We start from the raw sequence: 21529 nt of genomic DNA, 5'->3' as shown, positions 1-21529 counted from the left end.
CATCCACCCCTTTCACCCATCCACCCACTCACTCAGCGGCCCACCGGGCGCCGACACGGGGAGCAGCCAACGTGACCAAGGCCGAGCGCGCACTCGAGACGCGTGAGCGAATCCTCACGGCCGCGTGCGAAGTGATCGCCGACATCGGTTTCGAGCACGTCAGCATGCGCAAGGTCGCCGAGCACGCCGGTGTCTCGAAGGCACTGCTGCACTACCACTTCGACACCCGCGAGAAGCTCTTCGCCGAGGCGATGACGCACTCGTTCGCCAAGACCGGTACGGACACCGGCAGCGACTCTGATGCGCTGCCGGCCGCCGTCGTCCTGGCCCGCATCGTGCGCAGCATGCTGCCCACTGACGCGGAACTCCGCCAGGACTGGAAGCTCTGGCAGGAGCTGTGGGTGCGTGCCCTGCGCGACGGAACGGCCCGCCACCTCGCCGTCGACCTGTACGACCAGCTGCACGCGTGGGTCGGCGGAGCCGTGGAACGGGGCATCGCCACCGGCGAGTTCACCGACTGCGACGTCCACGCCGTCAGCACCCTGGTGCTGGCCCTCTGCGACGGCCTGGGCATCCGCCTGATGCTGGAGGACCCCCGGGTCGACCTCCCCACGGCCCAGTCCACGATCTGGCGGGCCATCGCGCCGGCCCTGGGGATCGACCCGGTCTTCCCGGAGGTCTGAGCGCGGCGGTCCGCTGTCAGGCCTCCGGGTCGGCGGCGGCCTCGAGGTACTGGAGCTCCACCGTCGGCGGAGCCGCGTCGTCCCAGCGGAAGCCGAGGACGACGGACAGCTCCACCGACACGAAGGCGTAGCTGTCCGATGCGGCCCCGGAGAGGACGGTGGTGTTCCAGGTCGGGAGGTGCCGCGTCGGCATCAGTCCGGCCAGTTCCAGCCGCGCGGGCAGGCGCGTCTCTCCCGCCGTGCCGGGCGGGGACAGGGGCAGTCCCGTCAGGTCCGGCTGCACCGAGAGGATCTGGGGGTCCGACAGGTCCGCCGGGATGATGCCGCGCGCGAAGATGAGCGCCCGCTGGAACTCGGCCCTGCTGCGCTGCCACATCCCCACCTCGGCGGCCGTGGCGCAGAACTCGGCGATGGCCTTCCGCACACCGGCGAGCTGAGTGCCCTCCGCATTCCGGGACCGTCCGGGGACGGTCGGCGTCCCCGGGAAGCGCAGCGTCACCACGCAGAGGTCTGCGTTCCGCGTGACGCCCACCCGCTCGGCGAGCGTCCGGCGACGCGTGTCGCGGCCGCTCTCCAGCACCAGGAGCACGGCGAACGCCGTGGTCGGGGAGATCGTGAACAGGGGGTCGTAGACGGGAGAAGGCCTGATCCACCGCGAGGCGTCGGAGAAGTTGAGCACTTCGACGGGCACCGCTGTCGCGCCATGGGTCTGCTGCGCATCGCAGACGAGGGGAAAGTCCGCTCCCTCCGACACCGTCACCCCGTACGACCCCAGGAAGGCCGCGAGTTCGGCGGGGAAGCTGCCGCGCTGGTCCCCGTCGGGAGGGGTCCGGTCCGGACGGGGGTTCCTGATCCGGACGGCGAGGTACCTGAGCAGGACCTCCAGCACCCGCTCGGCCGAGGCCGCGGACTCCTCCCCCGCCTCTTCCAGCCGGAGCTCTTCGCGTACGTGGGCCAGCACCCGGGTCACCGATGCGTCCGGCGCCGCACGTCTGGGCGGGGGTGCCGCCGCCCGGTTCCGCACGAGCGCGGGCACGATGCCGTCGGGGTGCTCCAGCAGGGTGGAGCGCAGAGACCACCCCTCCCGCGAGGACCGGGCCGCCGCCTGCACCAGCCGGTCGACGGTGAGCAGGGCCGGTGCCTGGGGGATCCCCTCGGCGATCGCACGCACCACGTGCGCGGTCAGGGCGGGCGGGCCCTCGCCGGGTGCGGGCTCGTAGGTCAACCAGGTGACGCCCCTGCGCGGCCCACGGGTCTCTGCCAGGCGCACGCTCTGCTTCGCCGAGCAGCCGTCCTCGACCACCATGAGGTGCGCCACGTCCAGCTCGCCCAGCAGTTCGTCGGGGCGCAACGTCTCGCCGCCGGCGCCCAGTACCCATGTGTCGGGTGCTTCCGACCGCGCGTTCCCGTGGCCGACGTACCAGACCAGCAGGGCGTCGTCGGCCATGGCGGCCACCTCGCGCAGGGTCGCGCGGATCCGTGCGGCTCCCGCGCCGATGAGCTGCACGCACCGCTCGGCCGGCAGGTCCCACCCCTCCCGGGACGTCAGCAGCGCCGACAGCTCCTCCAGGACCGGTGCGGCGGCGTCCGCCTCTCCCCCTTCATCGTCCACCGCGGCGGCGCCGATCAGGAGCGCGGCGCTGCGCAGCGGGTCGGGCAGGAACGGACGGACGCCCTGGCCCTGCGGACCGCCCTGACCGCTGCCGCCGTCGTCCGGACCGGTGCGGCCGGACGGCGAGCCGATGCGCAGCGCCGCCACCAGCTCCTCGGAGGCGTAGGCGAAGGGCCGCAGGGTCTCGGGCAGTTCGTCCGTGTCGAGGGCGGCGACCGCGTTGAGGCCCTGCCCGGGCAGGCGTACGCGCTTGGCGATGTAGCGGCTCAGCGCGTCGAGGACCAGCCAGGCGTCGTGCCGGCCCGCGGTCCTGGCGAGGGGTGCTCGGGCCGACTCCTTGAAGGTGATGGTCCGGGCGTCGTCATGCGGGGCGCTGATGTCGAGCACGTTGCTCATCAGGAGCTCGGCGACGTCGGAGGTGGTCGCCTCCGGGACCACCTCCTGGCGGATGAGCTGGATCAGCGGCAGGCTCAGTCGCCGGAAGGCGCTGCACAGCCCGGCCAGCCGTACGGCGGGCGCGGACGCCGTACGGATGAAGGCCTCGGCGGGGCCCACTCCCCCGGGCCGCGGGGCCGGCCCGCCCGCTGCCTCGTCCGCACTCCGGTCCGTGCAATCGTCCGCGGTCTCCGCGAACGGATCGTCGGGCGCCCCGAAGGGCGTCACCAGCACTGCCTCGTAGCCCTCCGGGGAGCCGCGGACCAGGCCCTGCGCCCAGCGGTTGAGCGAGTGCGCGGTCAGGGTGAGCGTAGGGACGGCCACGTACGTCGTGCCCTCGCTCAGCACGGCCCGCAGGTGCGGGGGCACGGTGACGGCCAGGGTGGTGTTGCGCGCCCCGGGAAGCCGGCTGCGGACGCGAACGGCCGGCAGGTCGAGGGCCGTGCGGTGCCACAGCCGCGACGGCAGCGGAGAGGCGATGGAGACCGAACTCTGGCAGGCCCAGTCTCGCAGCAGCTGCCACACCTCGTTGCCGTACCAGGCCGATGCGGCGCAGTCGGAGACCACCAGCACCAGTCGCCGCCCGTCCGGTGCCGTCACGCTCCGGGAGTTCACCACCCGGCCGCGCGCGTCGGTCACATCGGGATGCGGTTCCGTCGAGAGGTGCCAGCGTTGCACCCGCCGGAAGGCGCCGCTGTTCTCCAGGAGGGAGGCGAACTCCTGGACCGCGCCCTGCCACACCTCCATGGACAGGTGGGTGTCGATGACGAGGAGCACGTCGAACCACGGCTCCGGCAGGGGTCGGACGACCGGGAGGAGTTCGCCGTCGCGGGTGTAAGAGTCGATGGTGGCGGCCAGGTCCAGGCCGGTGCGGCGGCCGCGCGGGAAGCGGCGCATGAAGGGGCGCAGGGAGCGCCCCAGTTCGACGGCCTGGGGCAGGGCGCGGCCCGCCGCGACGGTGACCGGCGTGTCGTGGGCGTCGTCGAACTCCCCGGGGAGGTTCTCGTAGAGGCCGTACGGGCCGTGGTGCGCGCCGTCGTGCCACTCGTCCGGATCGTCCGGCGCCGTGTGCCGCGCCGGCGCCTTCTCGGCGGGCGGCGGCTCGGGCGCGGGCGGCGTCCCGGCCGCCGCGGACTCGTCCGGTGCCGGCTGTGGGGCGTCGTTCCCCGGCTCCGCCGGTTCGACGGAGGCGGCCGCGAGCCACAGCACGTCCGCCAGCAGCGCCGAGTCGTGGCAGTCGGGCGGCAGTAAGCCGACGAGGGCGTCCAGCACCCTCGCGAGCGGATCAGGCACCGGACAGGTTCCTCAGCAGGTAGCCGATCAGCCGGTCGCGCTGCTCCCCGGCCGGCCCCTGCTCGTCGATGACGAGCTTGACGGTGTTCAGGAGCTGGTCGACGGCGAGGGTCTCGCCGCGGGCGACCCTGTCGACGAACACCTTGACGAGCTCGGCGGCGTGCGGCGGCAGGGACTGCTGGACGTGCGCCTCCACGACCGAGTGCAGCAGCTCCACCGAGAGCGGCGGCATGTCGTAGCGGATGCAGCGCCGCAGGAAGGGGGCCGGGAACTCCCGTTCGCCGTTGCTCGTCATCACGATGAACGGGAACCGCCGGCATTGCACCCGTCCGTCCTGGACCTCGTACGGCTCCAGCTCGGTTTCCTTGTCCTCGCCGTCGCCGCGCCAGCGCCGCACCGGCACCCGGGGATTGCTGTGCCGGACCAGCTCGGGGATTTCGTACGCGCCCCGCTCCAGTACGTCGAGGAGGTCGCTCGGCAGGTCCAGGTCGCTCTTGTCGATCTCGTCGATCAGCAGGGCGCGGGGCCGCGCGGAGTCCGGGAGCAGCGCCGTGCCCAGCGGCCCCAGCTGGAGGAAGGCGGCGATCTCGTCGCCGTGTCCGGCCTTCGGGGTCCCGGAGGACTGGGCGAGGCGCAGGGTGTGGATGTGGCCCAGTGCGTCGTAGCGGTACAGGGCGTCGGACAGCGTGCTGCGGGAGGTGATGTGCCAGCGCAGGACGGGCCCCAGCTGCAGCTCGTCCGCGACCTGCTCGATGACGGTCGACTTCCCGCTGCCCGCGGCCCCCGTGATCAGGAGCGGGCGGTGCAGGAAGACGGCGGCGTTGACGGCGTCGGTGAGGCCCTTGGGCGGCTGGAAGGTCCTCGGCGCGGAGCGGCGCGGGAAGGCCCGCCACGGCGGCGGGTCCGGCAGCTCCGTGTCGTGCGGTTCTCCCGTGCCTCGGTAATAGGTGTCCCAGGTCATCACGAACCTCCTGCTGACATCGGAGCCCTCTCCTGGAACGAATCGCAGAAGTCGAGCCAGGGCAGGTCGTGCCACGCCGCCCGCAGCGCGGCCAGTTCCGCCAGGTGGACGTTGTCGCCGGTCGGGGACACGCAGTCCGCCCCGCTCCCCTGCATCGCCCAGCGCAGCCGCTGCGCGCGGACGAAGTCGGCGGGCAGCCTCTCCCAGAACCGCGCCAGCACCGTGGGCGGCTTCGCGACGGTTCCGGTCTCCTCGTCGGGCCACAGCAGCACCGGGGTGTACGGGAGGAGGACCTGGACGAGTTCGGCGAACACGCCCGAGCGGCGGCAGATGCCGGCCGCCCTCTGATAGGAGCCCGCCATGAACGCCTTGCGCAGCTGCTCCACCTCGCCCGAGGTGGCGGCGTTCACCCAGTCGACCGGCGCCTCGCCGGTGGTGAGGACGTGGTGCTGCCAGGATTCGAGGCGCCGACGGGCCGTCTCGTTCATCCGGCGGAGATACCGCGGTACGAAGAGGCGGTCGGCCCAGCGCAGCACGACGGAGCGGTCCACCCCGAGGAGGAAGAGGCCGGCCTCGGCCTCCTCCGGCCGCCACTTCGGCAGCAGCTCCGCCCGCACGACCATGTCGATGTGGTTGAGCCGCACGTCGGGGGGAAGCTGCTCCTCGGCCCAGTCCAGTACGTCGGGCAGGGCCTGCTCGACGCCGGTCTGGGTGGGCGTGCAGGGAAAGGTGTGGGCGCGGCTGCACTCCTCGCCCCGGCGCACCCAGACGGTCAGCGAGTCCGGCCAGTCGTAGCGGGCCGCGTGCAGGCTGACCACGAGGCTCGCGCCGCCCTGCTGCCGCATGCGGCGTGACCACTCGCGGGCGTCGTTGAGGTCCAGGGTGAGCCCGTGTGCGTCGGCCCACCGCTGGACCTCGTCGCCGGACGCGTCCAGCCCGCAGGCGTGGGCGACGGCCACCAGGCAGCGGGCCACCGCGCCGGCGGAGGTGCGGTGGCCGTCCCTGTCGGTCTCCCGCAGGGCGGCGTGCTCCAGGAAGTGGCGCAGCAGCCCGCTGCCGGACAGGCCGGGCGCCGCTCTCATCGGCTCACGGAAGTCGCTGCTGCGGGCGTTGAGTTCGGCCATCGCCCGTCGCACGGTGTAGCCCGACAGGACGCGCCCGGCCCAGGCGACGAGGAACAGCTCGGCCTCGCGCACCAGCAGCAGGGCGTCGGTCACCTCGCGCACGCGCAGGGCGCCGAGGTCCGGGCTGCGGGCCGCCCGGTCGCGCAGCGCGGCGAGATCCGCGTGGTCCTTGCAGTGGGTGGTCGTGTCCGCCCCGGCCTGCGGCCAGGAGCGCAGGGCGCGGGCGAGGTCCGCCGCGCCGATCGCGCCGAGGCCCTCGGCGACCCTGACCGGCCTGCGCCGGACGTTCACCGCCAGCCACAGGCCCGCCTCGGCGGCCGTCGGCATCCCGTCGTACTCCAGGGCGTGGGCGTCCTGGTCCGGCAGATCCTTGACGAGGGCGGCCCGGTAGTGCTGCACGGGCACGAACTCGCCCGCCTCGGGGAACCCCTCGCGCACGTGGTGGGTGATCCGTCTGCTGAAGTCCAGGTCGTAGGCGGGCTCTTGGGCCGTGGCGGCGGTCAGCAGCGAGAACCGGGTCTGGCCGTCGCGGAAGCCGCCGACCAGGTCCCCGGCCGTCGGCACGGCCGCGGCGGACTGGCAGGTGTCGAGCAGGACGATGACCCCGGCGATGCCCGGGCGGTTGACGGCTGCCGTGATCAGGCTGTTCACGTCGACCGAGGTGTTCGCGTCCTCGCGTTCGCTGTCGTTCGCCATGTAGTAGAGGTGCGGCGAGCCCTTGGGCGACTGCCCGTGGCCGAGGAAGGCGAGGACGAGGACGGCGTGTGCCTCGCCGGCGAGCACGATGGCGTCGCGGACGGCGTTGTCCACCGCCGCCCGGCCGGCCGACCCGGAGCGCACCAGCTCGGCATCGGCCACCCCGCCGTCCTGGCAGGCGCCCAGCGCCGGGTCGGTGAGCACCCCGTGCAGCTGCTCCGCGACCTCGACGAGGTCGGGCAGTTCCTGATCGGCCCGGGGGCACTGGGTGGCCACGACCAGGACGTGACGGGCCTGGGGCAGGGCCGCGGCCGAGGTCGTGCTCATGATGCCGCGGACAGCCGGGCCAGCGTCTCCATCACCGGCGCGGCGACCTCGCGGCGCCGCAGGTAGACGGTGGCCGAGTGGGTCCACAGCATCCGTGAGGACAGCGGCACCGGTTCGGGCCGCACGCCCGCGGCGTTGGGGGCCACCAGGTCGGCGAGCCGGCGCCGCGGCACCACCGGGTCGTCCCCGTCCCAGAAGTCCACCCATCGCTCGACCGTCCCGGGGACGGCCGGGGGGTGCGGGCGCAGCCGGTGCCAGACCAGCGCGTTCATGGCGATGGGCGAACCGACGGTGGCGAACAGCGCCACGGGCCCCTCGTACCCGGCGAGCGCTTCCAGCGCGACCACGGAGCCGAGGGAGTGTGCGATCACGATCGCGGGCCGCCGGGGGTCCAGTTTGTCCAGCACACGGGCCCGGATGCGCTCGTCGAGGGGGGCGGTGCGCCCGTCCGGAAGCGGCGCGGGCTCCTTGCGCCGTAAGTAGCGCCCCGGCTGCGACAGGGTTCCCAGGCACTGGGCGGCGCTGGCCCGCTGCAGCCCGAGCTGGAGCCCGGGAACCCGCGCGAGTTTGGCGCACACGGCGCTCGCCCTGCGTGCGGAGCCGCCCACGCCCTCGTGCTGCTTGGGCCGGCCCGCTTGGTCCAGGGGCGTGGGCTGCGCCTGCGCCATCAGGCGGGTCAGCAGCTCGTCGCCCGCGTGCTCGGGCGAGGCCAGCAGGGCACCGATGACGTCGGCGGCCACCGCGAGGGTCAGTCGGGCCGCCTCCTCGTCGAGCTCCGCGGCGTCCGGCCCTTGGGCGCCGGCGCGGGTGAAGAGGTCGGCGTAGTGGGCGAAGGCCGTGTCGACCGTCCAGTCCATGGTCAGGCCCGAGATGGCGTCAGCGTGTCCCGCTGCCCGCGCGCCCTCCGCCAGCGCCCGTTTCCACTCCCGCTGTTCTTCCTCGATGTCGCGCGGTCCCCCGATTCCGTGTACCAGGACCACCTGCGGTTTCACTGCCGTCGTCATGTGCGTCGCCCGCCCCCCATACGCCTCGCGGAGGTTCCGCTTCCACCACCCGCGAGGTGGAAGAAAACCGTAGCAACTGGCTTCGCGCCGCGCAGAGTTACGGATCAGGTGGTGACGGGCAGCGACGGGAGGGACGGCTCGTACAGCCAGGCCCGGAGCAGGTCGTCGAGCGGCTCGGGCGCGTGGCGGGCCACATGGGTGGCGAAGCCGGCGGTGTTGACCACGCCGTAGCGGTGCACGGTGGCCCAGTCGCGCAGCATGGGGAAGAACGCGCCGTCCCCGAGGGCGCAGCGGACCGCGTGCACGGCGAGACCCCCGCGCTGGTACAGGCGGTCGTCGAACATCAGCTTGCGGCCGGGGTCGGCCAGCACCAGGTCCTGGGCCTGCGTGGCCAGCAGCCGGTGCGCGGTGGCCGCCTGTTCGTGCGCGGTGCGGCCGCCGGAGCGCTCCGACCAGAGCCATTCGGCGTACTTCGCGAGGCCCTCGTTCAGCCAGATGTGCCGCCAGTCGGCGATGCTCACGCTGTTGCCGAACCACTGGTGCGCCAGCTCGTGGGCGATGAGGCGCTCCGAACCGCGTACGCCGTCCACATGGTTGGTGCCGAACAGGGACAGGCCCTGGGCTTCCACCGGGACGTCCAGTTCCTCGTCGGCGACGACCACCGCGTACTCGCCGAAGGGATAGGGCCCGAACAGTTCCTCGAACAGCTGCATCATGGCGGGCTGCCGGGCGAAGTCGCGGGAGAACTGCGGCAGCAGGTGGGCGGGCACGTGGGCGCTCTGCGGGACACCGCCGAGCCCGGGGTCACCGAGCAGCACCGTCCGGTACATGCCGATGGACAGGCCGACCAGGTAGCTGGAGGTCGGCGCGGACTGCTCGTACACCCAGGTGGTCGTGCTGGCCTTGGTCGTCCGGGTGAGCAGCCGGCCGCCGGCCACCACCGTGTAGGCGGACGGCGTGTTGATCGAGATCTGGTACGAGGCCTTGTCGGCGGGCCGGTCGTTGCACGGGTACCAGGAGGGCGCGCCGACCGGCTGGCTGGCCACCAGGGCGCCGTCGGTCAGCTCCTCCCAGCCGAGGCCGCCCCAGGGGCTGCGGACCGGCTTGGGGTTGCCCGCCCAGTGCACCTCCACGGTGAAGGCGGCTCCGGCGGGCAGCGGCTTGGCGGGCCGGATGCGGAGCCTGCCGCCGCGGTGGGCGTAGTGCGGTACCCGGCCGTCCACCAGGACCCGGCCTATTTTGAACTCGGCCAGGTTGAGGTGGAACTCGGTGAGCGGTGCCCGCCCGGCGATGGCGCTGAGCCGGGCCGTCCCGGCCAGCCGGTTGGGGCCGGGACGGTAGTCCAGGGCGAGTTCGTACCGGTGCACGCGGTAGCGGGGGTCGCCGTTGGCCGGAAAGTACGGGTCCGATGCCGCTGTCTTCTGGCCGCTCACTGCTGCTTCCGCTCCCTGCGCTGTGCCGTGCTGTGCTCGTACGACGTGCCGGTGTGGCCGGGGAGCGGCCCTTTCAGGACCGCCACGCCTCGATCGGATTGCCCAGCCAGCGGGTGTCGGCGGGGACGGATTCCCCGGCCATCACGAGGGAGGCCGGGCCCAGTGTGCTGCGGGCCCCGACCGTACTCCCGGGCAGGACGATTCCGCCCGGGCCCAGGGTGGCGCCCTCGCGGAGGACCACAGTATCCGTCCTCAAGATCCGGTCGTGGAAGAGGTGTGTCTGCAACACACAGCCGCGGTTCACGCTGACCGCATCGCCCAGCTCGACCAGGTCCATCTCGGGCAGCCAGTAGCTCTCGCACCACACGCCCCGGCCGATCCGGGCCCCGAGCGCGCGCAGCCACAGCGCCAGCAGCGGAGTACCGGGCACCGATCCGGCCAGCCACGGCACGGCCAGGACCTCGACGAAGGTGTCGGCCAGCTCGTTGCGCCACACGAAGCCGCTCCACAGCGGGTGCTCCCCCGCCCGGTGCCGGCCCACCAGCAGCCATTTCGCGGCCACCGCGACCACGCCCGCGGCCACACCGGCGGCCAGCAGGACCGCTCCGGACAGCAGCGCGGCACCCCAGATCCCCAGACCGGTCGTCGTGATCAGCGCGCACAGCGCCGCCACGGTCAGTACGGCCAGCGCGGCCGAGCAGAACACCGGGACGAGCCGGCACAGCTCCACCAGGCCGCGCGCCCACAGCAGGCGCGCGGGCGGGTCGTACGTCCGGCTCTGGTCGGCGCTCGCGGCGGACCGCGGGAGCCGGACCGGCGGCAGGCCCAGGTAGGAGCTGCCCTTCTTGGCCTTCTTCGGAGTGGCGGACAGGACGCCGACCAGCCCGTCGTCCGGCACGGTGCGGCCCGGGGCGGTCATGCCGGAGTTGCCGAGGAAGGCCCGGCGGCCGATCTCGGAGTGTCCGATCCGCACCCAGCCGCCGCCCAGTTCGTACGGGGCGGTCAGGGTGTCGTCGGCGAGGAAGGCCCCTTCGCCCACGGTGGTGAGGCTGGGCAGCGCGAGCACGGTGGACACCTCCGCCCCGCGGCCGATCTTCATGCCGAGCAGCCGCAGCCACACCGGTGTGATCAGCCCGGCGTACAGCGGGAAGAGCGTGTCCCGGGACAGGTCCATCAGCTGGGTAACCGTCCAGGCCTGCCAGCCGACCCGGCTGTGCGTCGGATGGTTCCCGGTACGCAGACCCTGGCTGAGCAGGCGTACGGAGACCAGCAGCAGCAGTGCGTACGCGAACCCGAAGGCGAGCGCCCCGGGCACCACGGCGAGCAGCGCTCCGCGCAGGGCCTGCGCGATCCCGGCGCCGGCGGGCACGAAGGCGCTCACCACGAGCAGGGCGGGCAGGGTGGCGAGCACGGGCAGGGCCGTGAAGCCGAAACCGGTCGCTCCGTACATGGCACGCCAGTGGACCGAGCGCGGCGGGCGTTCCTTGGGCCAGTTCCGCTTGGCCTTGCCGAGCTTGACGGCGGGCGCTCCGGCCCAGCGCTGGCCGGTCGGGACCTGGCCGACCACGGCGGAGCCGGGGGCCACCTCGGCCCGCTTGCCGACCCGCGCGCCGGGGAAGAGCATGCTGCGGGTGCCGACCACCGCGCCGGCACCCACCTTGACCGGGCCGATCTCGAGCCGGTCCCCGTCCAGCCAGTGCCCGGAGAGGTCCACCTCGGACTCCACGGCGCAGCCGCGGCCGAGCTTGAGCATGCCGGTGACCGGAGGCAGCGAATGCAGGTCCACCTCGGGGCCGATCTTGGCGCCGAGGGCCCGCCCGTAGCGCTCCAGCCAGGAACCGGTGAGCCGGGTCGCGCCGGCGTACTCGGCCAGCCGCTCGGCCGTCCACAGCCTCAGGTGCACGCTTCCGCCGCGCGGGTGGCGTCCTGCCTTCACCCCGCGCAGCAGCAGGCGGGCGCCGCCCGCCGCGATCGCAAGGCGGCCGGGCGGGCTGAAGAACAGTACCGCGCCGGCGGCGACGAGCCACCACGAGGCGGTCGGCGCCCACGGGTAGGGGCCGAACCGCTGCAGCACGTTGCCCAGGGCCAGCAGCGCCACCGTCCAGCGCAGGCCGACCAGGGTGAACAGCGGGAGCAGCAGGAGCGACTGCACCACCTTGGACCGGAGCGGAACCGGTGCGACGGTCCGGGCCGCACCGTCGTCCTGGACGGACTTCTCCAGCCGGCGGGCCAGCTTGCGCAGGGTGGGCTGCTGGTAGATGTCGAGGACGGCCGCGCCGGGGTAGCGGGTGCGCAGCCGGGTGGTGAGCCGGGCGGCGGCGAGGCTGCTGCCGCCGATGGCGAAGAAGTCGTCGGCGGCGCCGGTGACGGCCACTCCGAGGGTCTCGCTCCACTGCTCGGCGAGCCAGGCCTCGGTGCCGTACAGCTGCTCGGCGGGGCCGGTGGTCTCCAGTTCGGGCAGCGGCCAGGGCAGTGCGTCCCGGTCCACCTTGCCGGAGGTGCGGGTCGGCAGCTCGTCGACCGGCGCGAGCAGCGGAACGAGGGCCGCGGGCAGCTCGGCGCGCAGCCGCTCGACCGCGGCCGCACGGTCCCAGCCCTCCTGGGTGACCAGGTAGCCGACGAGCAGCTGGTTGCCGCTGCGCGCCGTGCGGACGGCGGCGGCCGCGCCGGCGACGCCGGGCAGCGCCTGGAGCGCTGCGTCCACCTCGCCCAGCTCGATGCGGCGGCCACCGAGCTTGATCTGCTCGTCGGCGCGGCCGAGGAAGACCAGCCCTTCCGGTTCGGCGCGGACGAGGTCGCCGCTGCGGTAGGCGCGCCGCCAGCCGAGGGATTCCAGCGGCGCGTACTTCTCGGCGTCCTTGTCCGGGTCGAGGTAGCGGGCGAGGCCGGCGCCGCCGATCACGAGCTGGCCGCTGCCGCCCATCGGCACGGGCTCGCCGGACTCGTCGACCACGGCCAGTTCCCAGCCGTTCAGCGGGAGGCCGATCCGGATCGGCTCCTCGCCGGTCAGGAGGGAGGCGCAGGCGACGACGGTGGCCTCGGTGGGCCCGTACGTGTTCCAGACCTCGCGGCCCTCGGTGACCAGGCGCTGGGTCAGCTCGGGCGGGCAGGCCTCGCCGCCGAAGATCAGCAGCCGGACCTCGCCCAGGTCCTCGGGGTCCCAGAGGGCGGCCAGGGTCGGCACCGTGGAGACCACGGTGATCTCCTGTTCCACCAGCCAGGGGCCGAGGTCGGCGCCGCTGCGCACCTGGGAGCGGGGAACGGGCACCAGGCAGGCGCCGTGGCGCCAGGCCAGCCACATCTCCTCGCAGGAGGCGTCGAAGGCGACGGACAGTCCGGCCATCACCCGGTCGCCGGGGCCGATCGGCTCCTCGGCGAGGAACAGCGCGGCCTCGGCGTCCACGAAGGCGGCGGCGCTGCGGTGGCTGACGGCGACGCCCTTGGGCTTGCCGGTGGAACCGGAGGTGAAGATGATCCACGCGTCGTGCTCGGGCCCGGGCCGCGCGGCGGAGCCGCTTCCCTCCGCGACGCCGGTCCCGCCGGTCACGCCGGTCACGCCGGTGACGCCCATGACGTCGATGCGCTGTCCGGCGCCCAGCACCGCCCGCACCCCGGCCTCGCCGAACACCAGCTCGGCCCGCTCGTCCGGGTCCTCGGCATCGACGGGCACGTAGGCGGCGCCCGCGGCGAGCACGGCGAGGATGGCCACGTACAGCTCGTTGGTCCCGGACGGCACCCGTACGCCGACCCGGTCGCCGAGCCCGACCCCGGCGGCCGCGAGGGCGCGCCGCCGGCGCTCGACCTGGGCGGCCAGCGCCCGGTAGGTCAGCCGGCCGGTGCCGTCGTCCAGGGCGAGCTCGTCGGGGTACCCCCGTACGGAGGCCTCGAGGATGTCGACGAGGGTGCGTGCCGGGGCGGCGGGCCCGGCGGAGAACCGGGCGGATTTGCCGGACTCCTCGAGCCCGTCCCCGCCTTCGGGCACGGTTCCGTCGCCGGGCACGGTTCCGTCGTCGAGCAGAGTGAGTTCACCGTGCTCAGGTGTGGCTGCCATCGGCCCTCGCGTCTCGCTCCCGGATGCGTCCGGGGCGCCGTCGGAGCCCGGGTTTGCCCAGGTTGTTCCGGTCCGGCGCCAAACAACCCGCCAGTCTAGTGTGCCGGGAGTGATTTCCCGGTTGCTCTGGGTCGCATGCCGGCCGAGTCGGACGGCGGTGCCGGTGCGGCCCGCACGCCCGCGCGACCGCGCGCCCTGCGACGTCCCGCACGCCCGCGCACGAGGCGCTCACGCCGCTCACCGGGATGGCGCGCGCCTCCTCCGGGACATCCGGGGCGGACCGAACCCGGGACAGGCCGATGACCCGTCGATACGATGAGCGACGCCTTCACTCCATGGGGTGAGGGCACCGTGACGGTCGGCACGGACGGGGGAGGGCCATGGACGGCATGCTCGCGGAACGACCGGCGCCACGCAGTGAGGCCGACACGCAGGTCGCCCTCTGGTCCCGCTATCGCGCCACCGGCCTCCGGTTGGCCTCCCTGCCGGTCCTGGCGGCATCGCTTCCGCTCGCGCTGTCGCTGTGGGACCCGCTGCCGGCCGGAACCACGCAGGACCGGTACGTGCGGCTGCTCGCCGGGGCGCTCCTGGCCGGCGCGCTGTGGCGGGACATCTGGGTCCTGCGGTTCCTTTCCCTGCCCGCCCGTACGGTCGGGTACCTCTACTTCCTGCTGCTGCCGCCCCTCATGTGGTGGCTCGCGGGCACCGAGGCCGTGGGCTCGCTCGTCACCGACGGTCTCGCCCCCGGCGCACCCCTCGGCGGCGGCGCCGGCATCGCCCTGCTGTGCACGGCGACGGTGCTGGCCTGGTGTGCCGCCGAGGGCGTGCTGACCATGCTCCTGAGCCTGCTGCCCTATCGGCTGCACCCGGCCGCAACCCTGCTCATCCGTGCCGCCGCGCTGCTCTCCCTGCTCCGTCTGCTCACCGGACGCGGCCTGTTGCTCTTCTTCGCCGGCGCCGTGTTCCGGCCGACGCCCTCGGCCATCGCCGCCGTCTGCGCCCTGGCCGCAGTGGAGTTCGCCCTCGCCCTGCTCTCCGAGTCACTCTTCAAGTCGGCCCGCAAGCGCTGGTTCGACGCCCACCGGCTGGCCGTGTCCGCTCCCCTGCTGAAGGAAACGACGCTCGCCGTCTGGGCCGTGGGCGTGTGCGGCGACCCGGGCTCGCCGCGCCGTACCCGGCTCTGCTTCGACGCCGTCACCCTGGCCAAGTCCGCCCTGTACACGAAGGAGCCCCGGCGGATGCGACGGGGCGGGCAGGCGGGCGCGACCAGTGTCCGTTCCGCGATCCGCGGGGGCGGTTTCGCCGGTGCGGAAGCCTGGCACGACCTGGCCGAGCGTGCGCTGCGGGCCCTGGAACGCCAGGCCGCGGACGCACCCCCGTCGGCCGAGCTCGAGCGGCTGACCGGCACGATGCGCGGCGAGCTGGCCGCCTCCATGGCCTTCGTCGCCGAGGGCGGGACCCGGTGGGACGAGGCTCTGCACCTCCGCGCCACGGCGTACACCGAGTTCGCCCGGGCCGGCCTGGTCAATCTGGCCGCCTTCCAGCGACTGGCCGCCGCCTCCATCCTCTCCGTCCACCTCGATCTGCCCGATGAGGCGGAGGAGGTGCTCGGACCGGTCCTGGCGGATCCCGGGGTCGCGGTCGCCTTTCGCCGCATGGCGGCGGTAGGCGTCGCGGGCGGGGTTCTCATACGGCGCGGGCGCGCGCAGGCGCAGGAGACCTGGCGCAGGCTCGATCCGGGCGACGGGGATGATCCCGCAGCCGGCCTCGACGCCGCCCTCGCCGAATCGCCCACGGAGGAGGGCGTGCTCGCCCGTGCCGTGTACCGGCGCCTGATCCACATGATCGTCCGGGTCACGGTGGGCGGTTTCGAACGCGAACTGGCCGCCGCTCAGGACTCCGGCCGGGGCCCCGGCGACGGCTTCGTCCCGGACCTGTCCGCTCGGCTCCTCATGGCCTTCAGCAGCCCCGTAGCCGTACGCCGCTACCTCGGGGAGCTGCAACGCGCCTCGGCCCGGCAGGACGCGGGCAGCCTGCGGCGGGCCCGACGCCGGGCCCGCCGCAACACCGACCGGCCCGGGTCACCGGACCGGATCTGGCTGGTGCACAGCGCGATGGTGCAGCGCGCAGTCCTGGCCCTGGACGCCGATGACGCGCTGGAGGCCTACCGGCTGCTCAAGGAAGCCTTCGTGCTGATGGAGGAGTCCCGCACCCGCGTCACCGATCCGCGCCTGCGGGTCCTCACCGACTTCGAGGAGTCCGCGTACGACCTGATGATCAGCCTTCTGGTGGCCTCCGCGGGCCGGCCCGGCTTCCCCGGCCGGCCCTACAGCGAGGCCCTGCGCGTCAGCGAACTGGCGCGCTCGCGCACCCTGCTCGAGCTGCTCGCCGAGCCCGCCCGGACCACACCGCCGCCCGACATCCGGGAGCTGGTCGAGGCGGAGGAGAGTGCCCTGGAGGCCTACCTGCGGGAACGGGCGGGCAAGCGCGCCGCGGGGGACGGAACGCCCGGGCTCGACCGCCGCAGCGCCGCCTGGCACACCCTCACCGGCACCTGGGACCGCCTGAGCCTCGCCGGTGACGAGGGCGCCGAGTACGTACAACTGCGGCGCGGCACCCCGGCCACGTACGAGGAGCTCCAGCTCCTCATGCCGCCCGACAGCGCGGTCTTCGCGGAGTTCTTCATCAGCGAGGCCGGTGTCCTGGTGTTCGTCGGCCGACGGGACTACGCGGAACCCGTCGTGGTGAGCACCGGCCTGTCCCGTGCCGACATCGAACGCGGCCTGTCCGGCCTCGGCCCCCACACCGGGGAGGGCGGCGGGGACGCGTGGCAGGCCCTGCTTCGGCCGCTGGTCGCCGCGCTCGCCGACCACTGCGCTCCCGGCGACCTCGTGTGGCTGGTCCCGCACGGCCCCCTCCACCACGTCCCCCTGCACGCCCTGCCGCTGGGTGACGCGCCCCTCGTCGTGCGCAACCCCGTCTGCGTCACCCCCAGCGCCTCCGTCATGCGCTTCTGCCGGGCGAGAGGGCAGGGCGGTGAGGCCGCGCGCCGGGGCGCTTCCCGCTACCGGTCGGTCCTCACCCTCGCCGATTCCCGGCCGCAGCGCCCGCTCGCGCACGCCCGCGCCGAGGCGGGGGCGGTCGGCAGCCTCTTTCCCGGTGGCCACCTCGGGTTCACGGGCGGCGAGGTCACCCGGGACCGCCTCCGGGAGGCGCTGGCCGAGGGCGAGCACGACGTGATCCACATCGCCTGCCACGGCACGTTCGACGAGCGGCACCCGCAGGACTCGGGCATCGAGCTCGCGGACGGGGACCGGCTGACGGTGCGGGACCTGATGGGCCTCCGGCTCCGCACGCGTCTGATCGTGCTGAGCGCGTGCGAGAGCGGCCGCAGCAGCAGGCGCAGCGGCGACGAACTGATCGGGCTCACCCGGGCACTGCTCTATGCGGGCGCGCCGACCGCGCTCGTCAGCCTGTGGCGCGTGGACGACAACTCGACCGGTCTGCTGATGCGGCGCTTCTACCAGGCCCTGCTGTCGGGCATGTCCAAGGCGGACGCGCTGCGGTGTGCCCAGCGCGCGGTGCTCACCGCGACGGTCCGCGAGGCCGTCGCCCACTGCGAGCAGGCCCGGCACGACCTCGGCCCCGCGGACCGCACCGGCCTGCTGGACGAGGACATCGCGACCCTCCGCTGCCGCGCCGGGGACTTCGGCCGGGCCGCCGTCTCCTTCGACCGGGCCGCCATGCACTACGCGGAGACGGACCCCAAACGCAGAACGCTGCTGCGGGCCGCCGCCTGGTCGCGCAGCAGGGAGCGGGAGAGCACCCGGCCCCCCGACTACGACCTGCGCCCGTACCGGGATCCGTACCACTGGGCCCCGTTCGTCCTCGTCGGCGACTGGTCCTAGGGGTGCCGTTCCACGCCCGCCCACGCCCGCCCGCACCCACGCCCGCACCCACGCCCGCCCCCGTCCGATCAGGAGCCGAAATGACCGGATCCCTTCTGAAGGCCTACTGGCGAGAGAGCCGCACCTCCTTCAGCCGGCTGCCCGTATGGCTGCCCGGCACCGTCATGGAGCTGGGCGACATCGGAGTCCTCGGCGAGGGCGGTTGGACGAAGGCGACCGATCTCGGCGCCCTGGGCATCCCCGTCACCCGCCGGGGCGAGGGTGCGGCCGCGGACTACGACTACAGCTCGGGTGCCGAGGTCAGCCTGACCACCCGGGTCTCCGGGCAACTCCCGGACGCCGCCGGCGCCCCCGTGTCCGGCGGCGGAGGGCTCGTCGTGGACTTCCGGCGCAGCGGGGCCTTCATCCTCAAGTCGCACGCGGTCCGCGTCCACCGCATCGACAATCTCGACGCGGTCGAGAAGGCCGTCATCGCCCTGCACACCCGCCTGCGGTGGAACCCGGACTGGGTCATCGTCACCGAGGTCGCCCGCGGGGGCCCGTCCATCACGGTCATCTCCAAGGAAGCCGGGGCGCAGTCCGTGCTCGACCTCGGCCTCGCCGTCACCGGCGCGGGGGTCGACCTCGCCGCCGCCCGCACCGGCATGCGGTTCAGCCACCGCAGCCGCGATGCCTGGGCGTCCGTCACCACCGAGGAGAGCACCGTGCTGTGGCGGGGCCGCTACGTCAACGAGGGCTGGTTCGGGCGGACCACGGTCCGGGAGCGCGGTGAGGACGGGCCCGCGGGGCCTGCTCCGGCCTGGAGTACCCCGCCGTCCCTCCCCCGGTCCGCCGACGGCGGCCCCTACCTGGCGGACGTCGAGGACCTGGACGAGATCCTGCCGCTGTGAGGCGGTGGCCTGCGGCGGCCGCGTCGGAGCGACCGCCTCGGAGCGACCGCCTCGGAGGGACCGTGTCAGAGGGGCCGTGTCAGAGGGGCCGTGTCAGAGGGGCCGTGTCAGAGGGACCGTGTCAGAGGGGCCGTGTCAGAGGGGTTCCACGTCCAGGAAGGACGCGAGGAGGGGATCTGCGCCGCCCTGTGAGCCGGGCAGTGCCTGTTCCGCCCAGATGACCTTGCCTTCGGGCGTGTACCGGGTGCCCCAGTGCTCGCTGAGCTGGGCCACCAGGAACAGTCCGCGCCCTCCCTCGTCCGTGGTGGCGGCGTACCGCAGGTGCGGGGCGGTGCTGCTGCCGTCCCACACCTCGCAGGTCAGGGCGTGGTCGTGCAGCAGCCGTACCCGCACCGGCGCCCTGCCGTGCCGCAGGGCATTGGTGATCAGTTCGCTGAGGATCAGTTCCGTGGTGAAGGCGAGTTCCGGCATGCCCCACTGGTCGAGCTTCTTCGCCGCGGCGTTCCGGACGGTGGCGACCTCGCTCGGGTGGAACGGTACGTCCCACTGCGCGACCCGGTCCGGGCCGAGGGTCCGCGTCCGGGCGATGAGCAGCGCCACGTCGTCGGTCGGCCGGGCGGGCAGCAGGAGGTCGAGCACGGCCCGGCAGCTTTCGTGCGGGTCCCGGTCGGGGTGGCTCAGCGCCGTGCGGAGCAGCTCCAGGCCCTCGCCGATGTCCCGGGTCCGCTCCTCGACCAGCCCGTCCGTGTACAGGACGAGCTGGCTGCCTTCCGCCAGGTCCAGCTCCGCGGTTTCGAAGGGCATGCCGCCCAGCCCCAGCGGGGGCCCGGCCGGCAGCTCCACGATCTCCGTCGTGCCGTCGGGAGCGACCACCAGGGGCGGCAGGTGCCCGGCCCGGGCCACCGTGCAGGTGTGGGACACCGGGTCGTAGATGGCGTACAGGCAGGTCGCGCCCAGGATGCCGCCGTGTCCGTCGTCGGCGTCCCGGTCGTGGTCGATGCGCTGTACGAGGTCGTCCAGGCGGGCCAGGATCTCGTCGGGCGGCAGGTCGAGGGACGCGAAGTTGTGGACCGCCGTGCGCAGCCGCCCCATGGTGGCCGCGGCGTGCAGGCCGTGCCCGACGACGTCTCCGACGACCAGCGCGACCCGGCTGCCGGGCAGCGGGATCACGTCGAACCAGTCGCCGCCCACCCCGGACTGCGCGGGCAGGTAGAAGTGCGCGATGTCCACGGCGCTCTGCTCGGGCAGGGCGCGGGGCAGCAGGCTGCGCTGGAGCGTCACGGCGAGGGCGTGTTCCCGGGTGTAGCGGCGGGCGTTGTCCATGCTGACGGCCGCACGGGCGACGAGTTCCTCGGCCAGCGACAGGTCCTCGTCGTCGAAGGGCTCCGGCTTCTGCGACCGCCAGAAGTTGACCACCCCGAGTACGACGCCCCTGGCCAGCAGCGGGGCCGCGATGAGCGAGTGGATCCCGTACTCGACGATGGCCCGGGCGCGCGGCGGGTCCTGGGCGTGCCAGCCCGGCGCGTCGGCCAGGTCGGGCACCAGCTCCGCCTCGCCGGTGCCGAGACCGCGGGCCTGGGGGGTGGACGGCAGGAAGTCGATCAGCCGGCCGCGGGGGTAGAGGGGGTGGTCCGAGCGGATGCCGCTGACCGCCGTGCGCCGCATGTCGGCGCCCGGGCCGGGCTCGTCGCCCTCGAGCACCGAGTCGGCCAGGTCGACCGTGACGAAGTCGGCGAACCGGGGGACGGCGACGGCGGCGAGTTCCTCGGCCGTCCGCACCACGTCGAGGGTGGTGCCGATGTCGCCGCCCGCGTCGTACAGCAGCTTGAGCCGTCTGACGGCCGTCTCCGCCCGGCTGGTCAGGACCTGCATCTCGGTGGAGTCGCGGATGGTGACCGCGGTGCCCTCCGGCCGGCCGCGGGGGTGGGTGGGCCGCTGGTTGACCACCAGCAGCCGGTCTCCGGTCTCCAGCACTTCGTCGGTGGCCTCCCGGCCGGACAGCAGCAGGTCCGCCATCCGGCGGTCCAGGCCCGGTACGTCGCCGATGTGGCGCCCCTCGGCGTCCTCCGGCAGGGCGAGCAGCCGTTTGGCCTCGTCGTTCGCGAGCAGCAGCCGCCCGTCGCCGTCGGTGATCAGCACCCCTTCGCGGACGGCGTGGAGCACCGCGTCGTGGTGCTCGTACATGCGGGTCATCTCCTGCGTGCCGAGCCCGTGGGTCTGGCGGCGCAGGCGTCTGCTGATCAGTGCCGTGCCGACGGTGGCCAGGGCCAGGCCGGTGGCGATGGCCAGGAGGATGACCGGGAGCTGGCGGTCGACGACACCGGAGACGTTCTCCACCGTCAGGCCTGCCGACACCAGTCCGACGACCCGGCCGTCGGGCGCGGTGACCGGCACGACCGCCTGGATCTCCTTGCCGAGGGGGCCCTGCACGCTCTCCGTGTGGACCCGTCCGGCGAGCGAGGGCTCGATGGTGCCGACGAACCGTTTCCCGATGCGATCCGGCTGGGGATGGCTGTACCGGATGCCGTTGGTGTCCATCACGACGATGAAGTCCACCCCGGCGGCCTTGCGCGTCGTCTCGGCGAGGGGTTGCAGCACGGCGGACGGGTCGGGCGACTTCAGTGCTTCCTGAAGACCCAGGGAGTGGGCGAAGGTCTCGGCGACGGAAACCGACCGGTTGCGTGCCTCCCGGTCGATGTCGAGGCGCGACTGGAGCACCAGGGCCAGCAGGGCGCCGGCGGCGAGCAACACCACGATCGCCACCTGGAGGACGAATACCTGTCCGGCGACGCTCCTGGCTCTCTTGCCTAGGGGTGACCGCACCGACGTGCCCGGCACGGGAGGCGAGGAAGGGTCACGAACCAGTTGTAGCACTTCCGGGGGTCCGGGGCTCCGACAGGCGCACTGCGCATCCCCACGGTCACACGCCGTCTTCCACCGCTCGGCCGCTCCGGACGCCGAAGGGGTCACCGGACGGTCACGCAGGGTCACCGCCCTGTCTTCGGCCGCCCGGTCCGGTCCGGCGCGGGGTATGGGGCGGCCCGCCGCACGGCGTGTGACCCTGAACTCATCTGGCGCACCGGTGGCATGACGGTTCGAACACCGGAGAATC

Annotated in this window: 10 protein-coding genes; 3 read left to right on the top strand and 7 right to left on the bottom strand. The window is 73.7% G+C overall.

Translation table 11 applies throughout. From position 1 onward, the window contains the following. Positions 1–71: 71 nt before the first annotated feature. Positions 72–683: a TetR/AcrR family transcriptional regulator gene (locus tag AB0447_RS06415; protein WP_366475368.1), complete on the top strand. Its 612-nt coding sequence runs from the start codon at positions 72–74 to the stop codon at positions 681–683. Positions 684–699: 16 nt separating this feature from the next. Here the strand turns inward: AB0447_RS06415 and AB0447_RS06410 are convergent, their stop codons facing one another. The 6 genes from AB0447_RS06410 to AB0447_RS06385 all read right to left on the bottom strand — a co-directional run bounded on the left by AB0447_RS06410 (position 700) and on the right by AB0447_RS06385 (position 13619). Next, a complete protein-coding gene (locus tag AB0447_RS06410; RefSeq protein WP_366475367.1) occupies positions 700–4023 on the bottom strand; it encodes an SAV_2336 N-terminal domain-related protein in 3324 nt (1107 codons plus the stop codon). Next, positions 4016–4984 carry an AAA family ATPase gene (locus AB0447_RS06405; RefSeq protein ID WP_366475366.1) on the bottom strand — a complete coding sequence of 323 codons (969 nt, stop codon included), beginning with the start codon at positions 4982–4984 and terminating at the stop codon, positions 4016–4018. Before AB0447_RS06405 ends, AB0447_RS06410 begins: the two co-directional genes overlap by 8 nt. Then, the gene (locus AB0447_RS06400) at positions 4984–7131 is read right to left on the bottom strand and encodes a hypothetical protein (RefSeq protein WP_366475365.1); all 2148 of its coding nucleotides are present in this window, start codon (positions 7129–7131) and stop codon (positions 4984–4986) included. Before AB0447_RS06400 ends, AB0447_RS06405 begins: the two co-directional genes overlap by 1 nt. Then, complete coding sequence (locus AB0447_RS06395; RefSeq protein WP_366475364.1) at positions 7128–8135, bottom strand: hypothetical protein; 1008 nt, start codon at positions 8133–8135, stop codon at positions 7128–7130. The genes AB0447_RS06400 and AB0447_RS06395 overlap by 4 nt, the downstream gene beginning before the upstream one ends. Before the next feature lie 104 nt (positions 8136–8239). Continuing rightward, complete coding sequence (locus AB0447_RS06390) at positions 8240–9568, bottom strand: M1 family metallopeptidase (protein WP_366475363.1); 1329 nt, start codon at positions 9566–9568, stop codon at positions 8240–8242. Between the two features lie 73 nt (positions 9569–9641). Continuing rightward, the gene (locus AB0447_RS06385; RefSeq protein WP_366475362.1) at positions 9642–13619 is read right to left on the bottom strand and encodes a Pls/PosA family non-ribosomal peptide synthetase; all 3978 of its coding nucleotides are present in this window, start codon (positions 13617–13619) and stop codon (positions 9642–9644) included. A gap of 380 nt (positions 13620–13999) precedes the next feature. Between AB0447_RS06385 and AB0447_RS06380 the strand changes: the two genes are divergently transcribed. Then, positions 14000–17527 (top strand): CHAT domain-containing protein, encoded by a 3528-nt coding sequence (locus tag AB0447_RS06380; protein ID WP_366475361.1) that lies wholly within the window; start codon positions 14000–14002, stop codon positions 17525–17527. An 80-nt stretch (positions 17528–17607) separates the two neighbouring features. Next, positions 17608–18417 (top strand): hypothetical protein, encoded by an 810-nt coding sequence (locus AB0447_RS06375; RefSeq protein WP_366475360.1) that lies wholly within the window; start codon positions 17608–17610, stop codon positions 18415–18417. Positions 18418–18552: 135 nt separating this feature from the next. Here AB0447_RS06375 and AB0447_RS06370 read toward each other — a convergent pair whose 3' ends face one another. Beyond that, the gene (locus AB0447_RS06370; protein ID WP_366475359.1) at positions 18553–21240 is read right to left on the bottom strand and encodes a SpoIIE family protein phosphatase; all 2688 of its coding nucleotides are present in this window, start codon (positions 21238–21240) and stop codon (positions 18553–18555) included. Positions 21241–21529: the final 289 nt, after the last annotated feature.

It is taken from the genome of Streptomyces sp. NPDC051211 (assembly GCF_040689505.1).
Lineage (GTDB): Bacteria > Actinomycetota > Actinomycetes > Streptomycetales > Streptomycetaceae > Streptomyces.
This window is presented reverse-complemented; position numbering and strand designations above follow the sequence as displayed.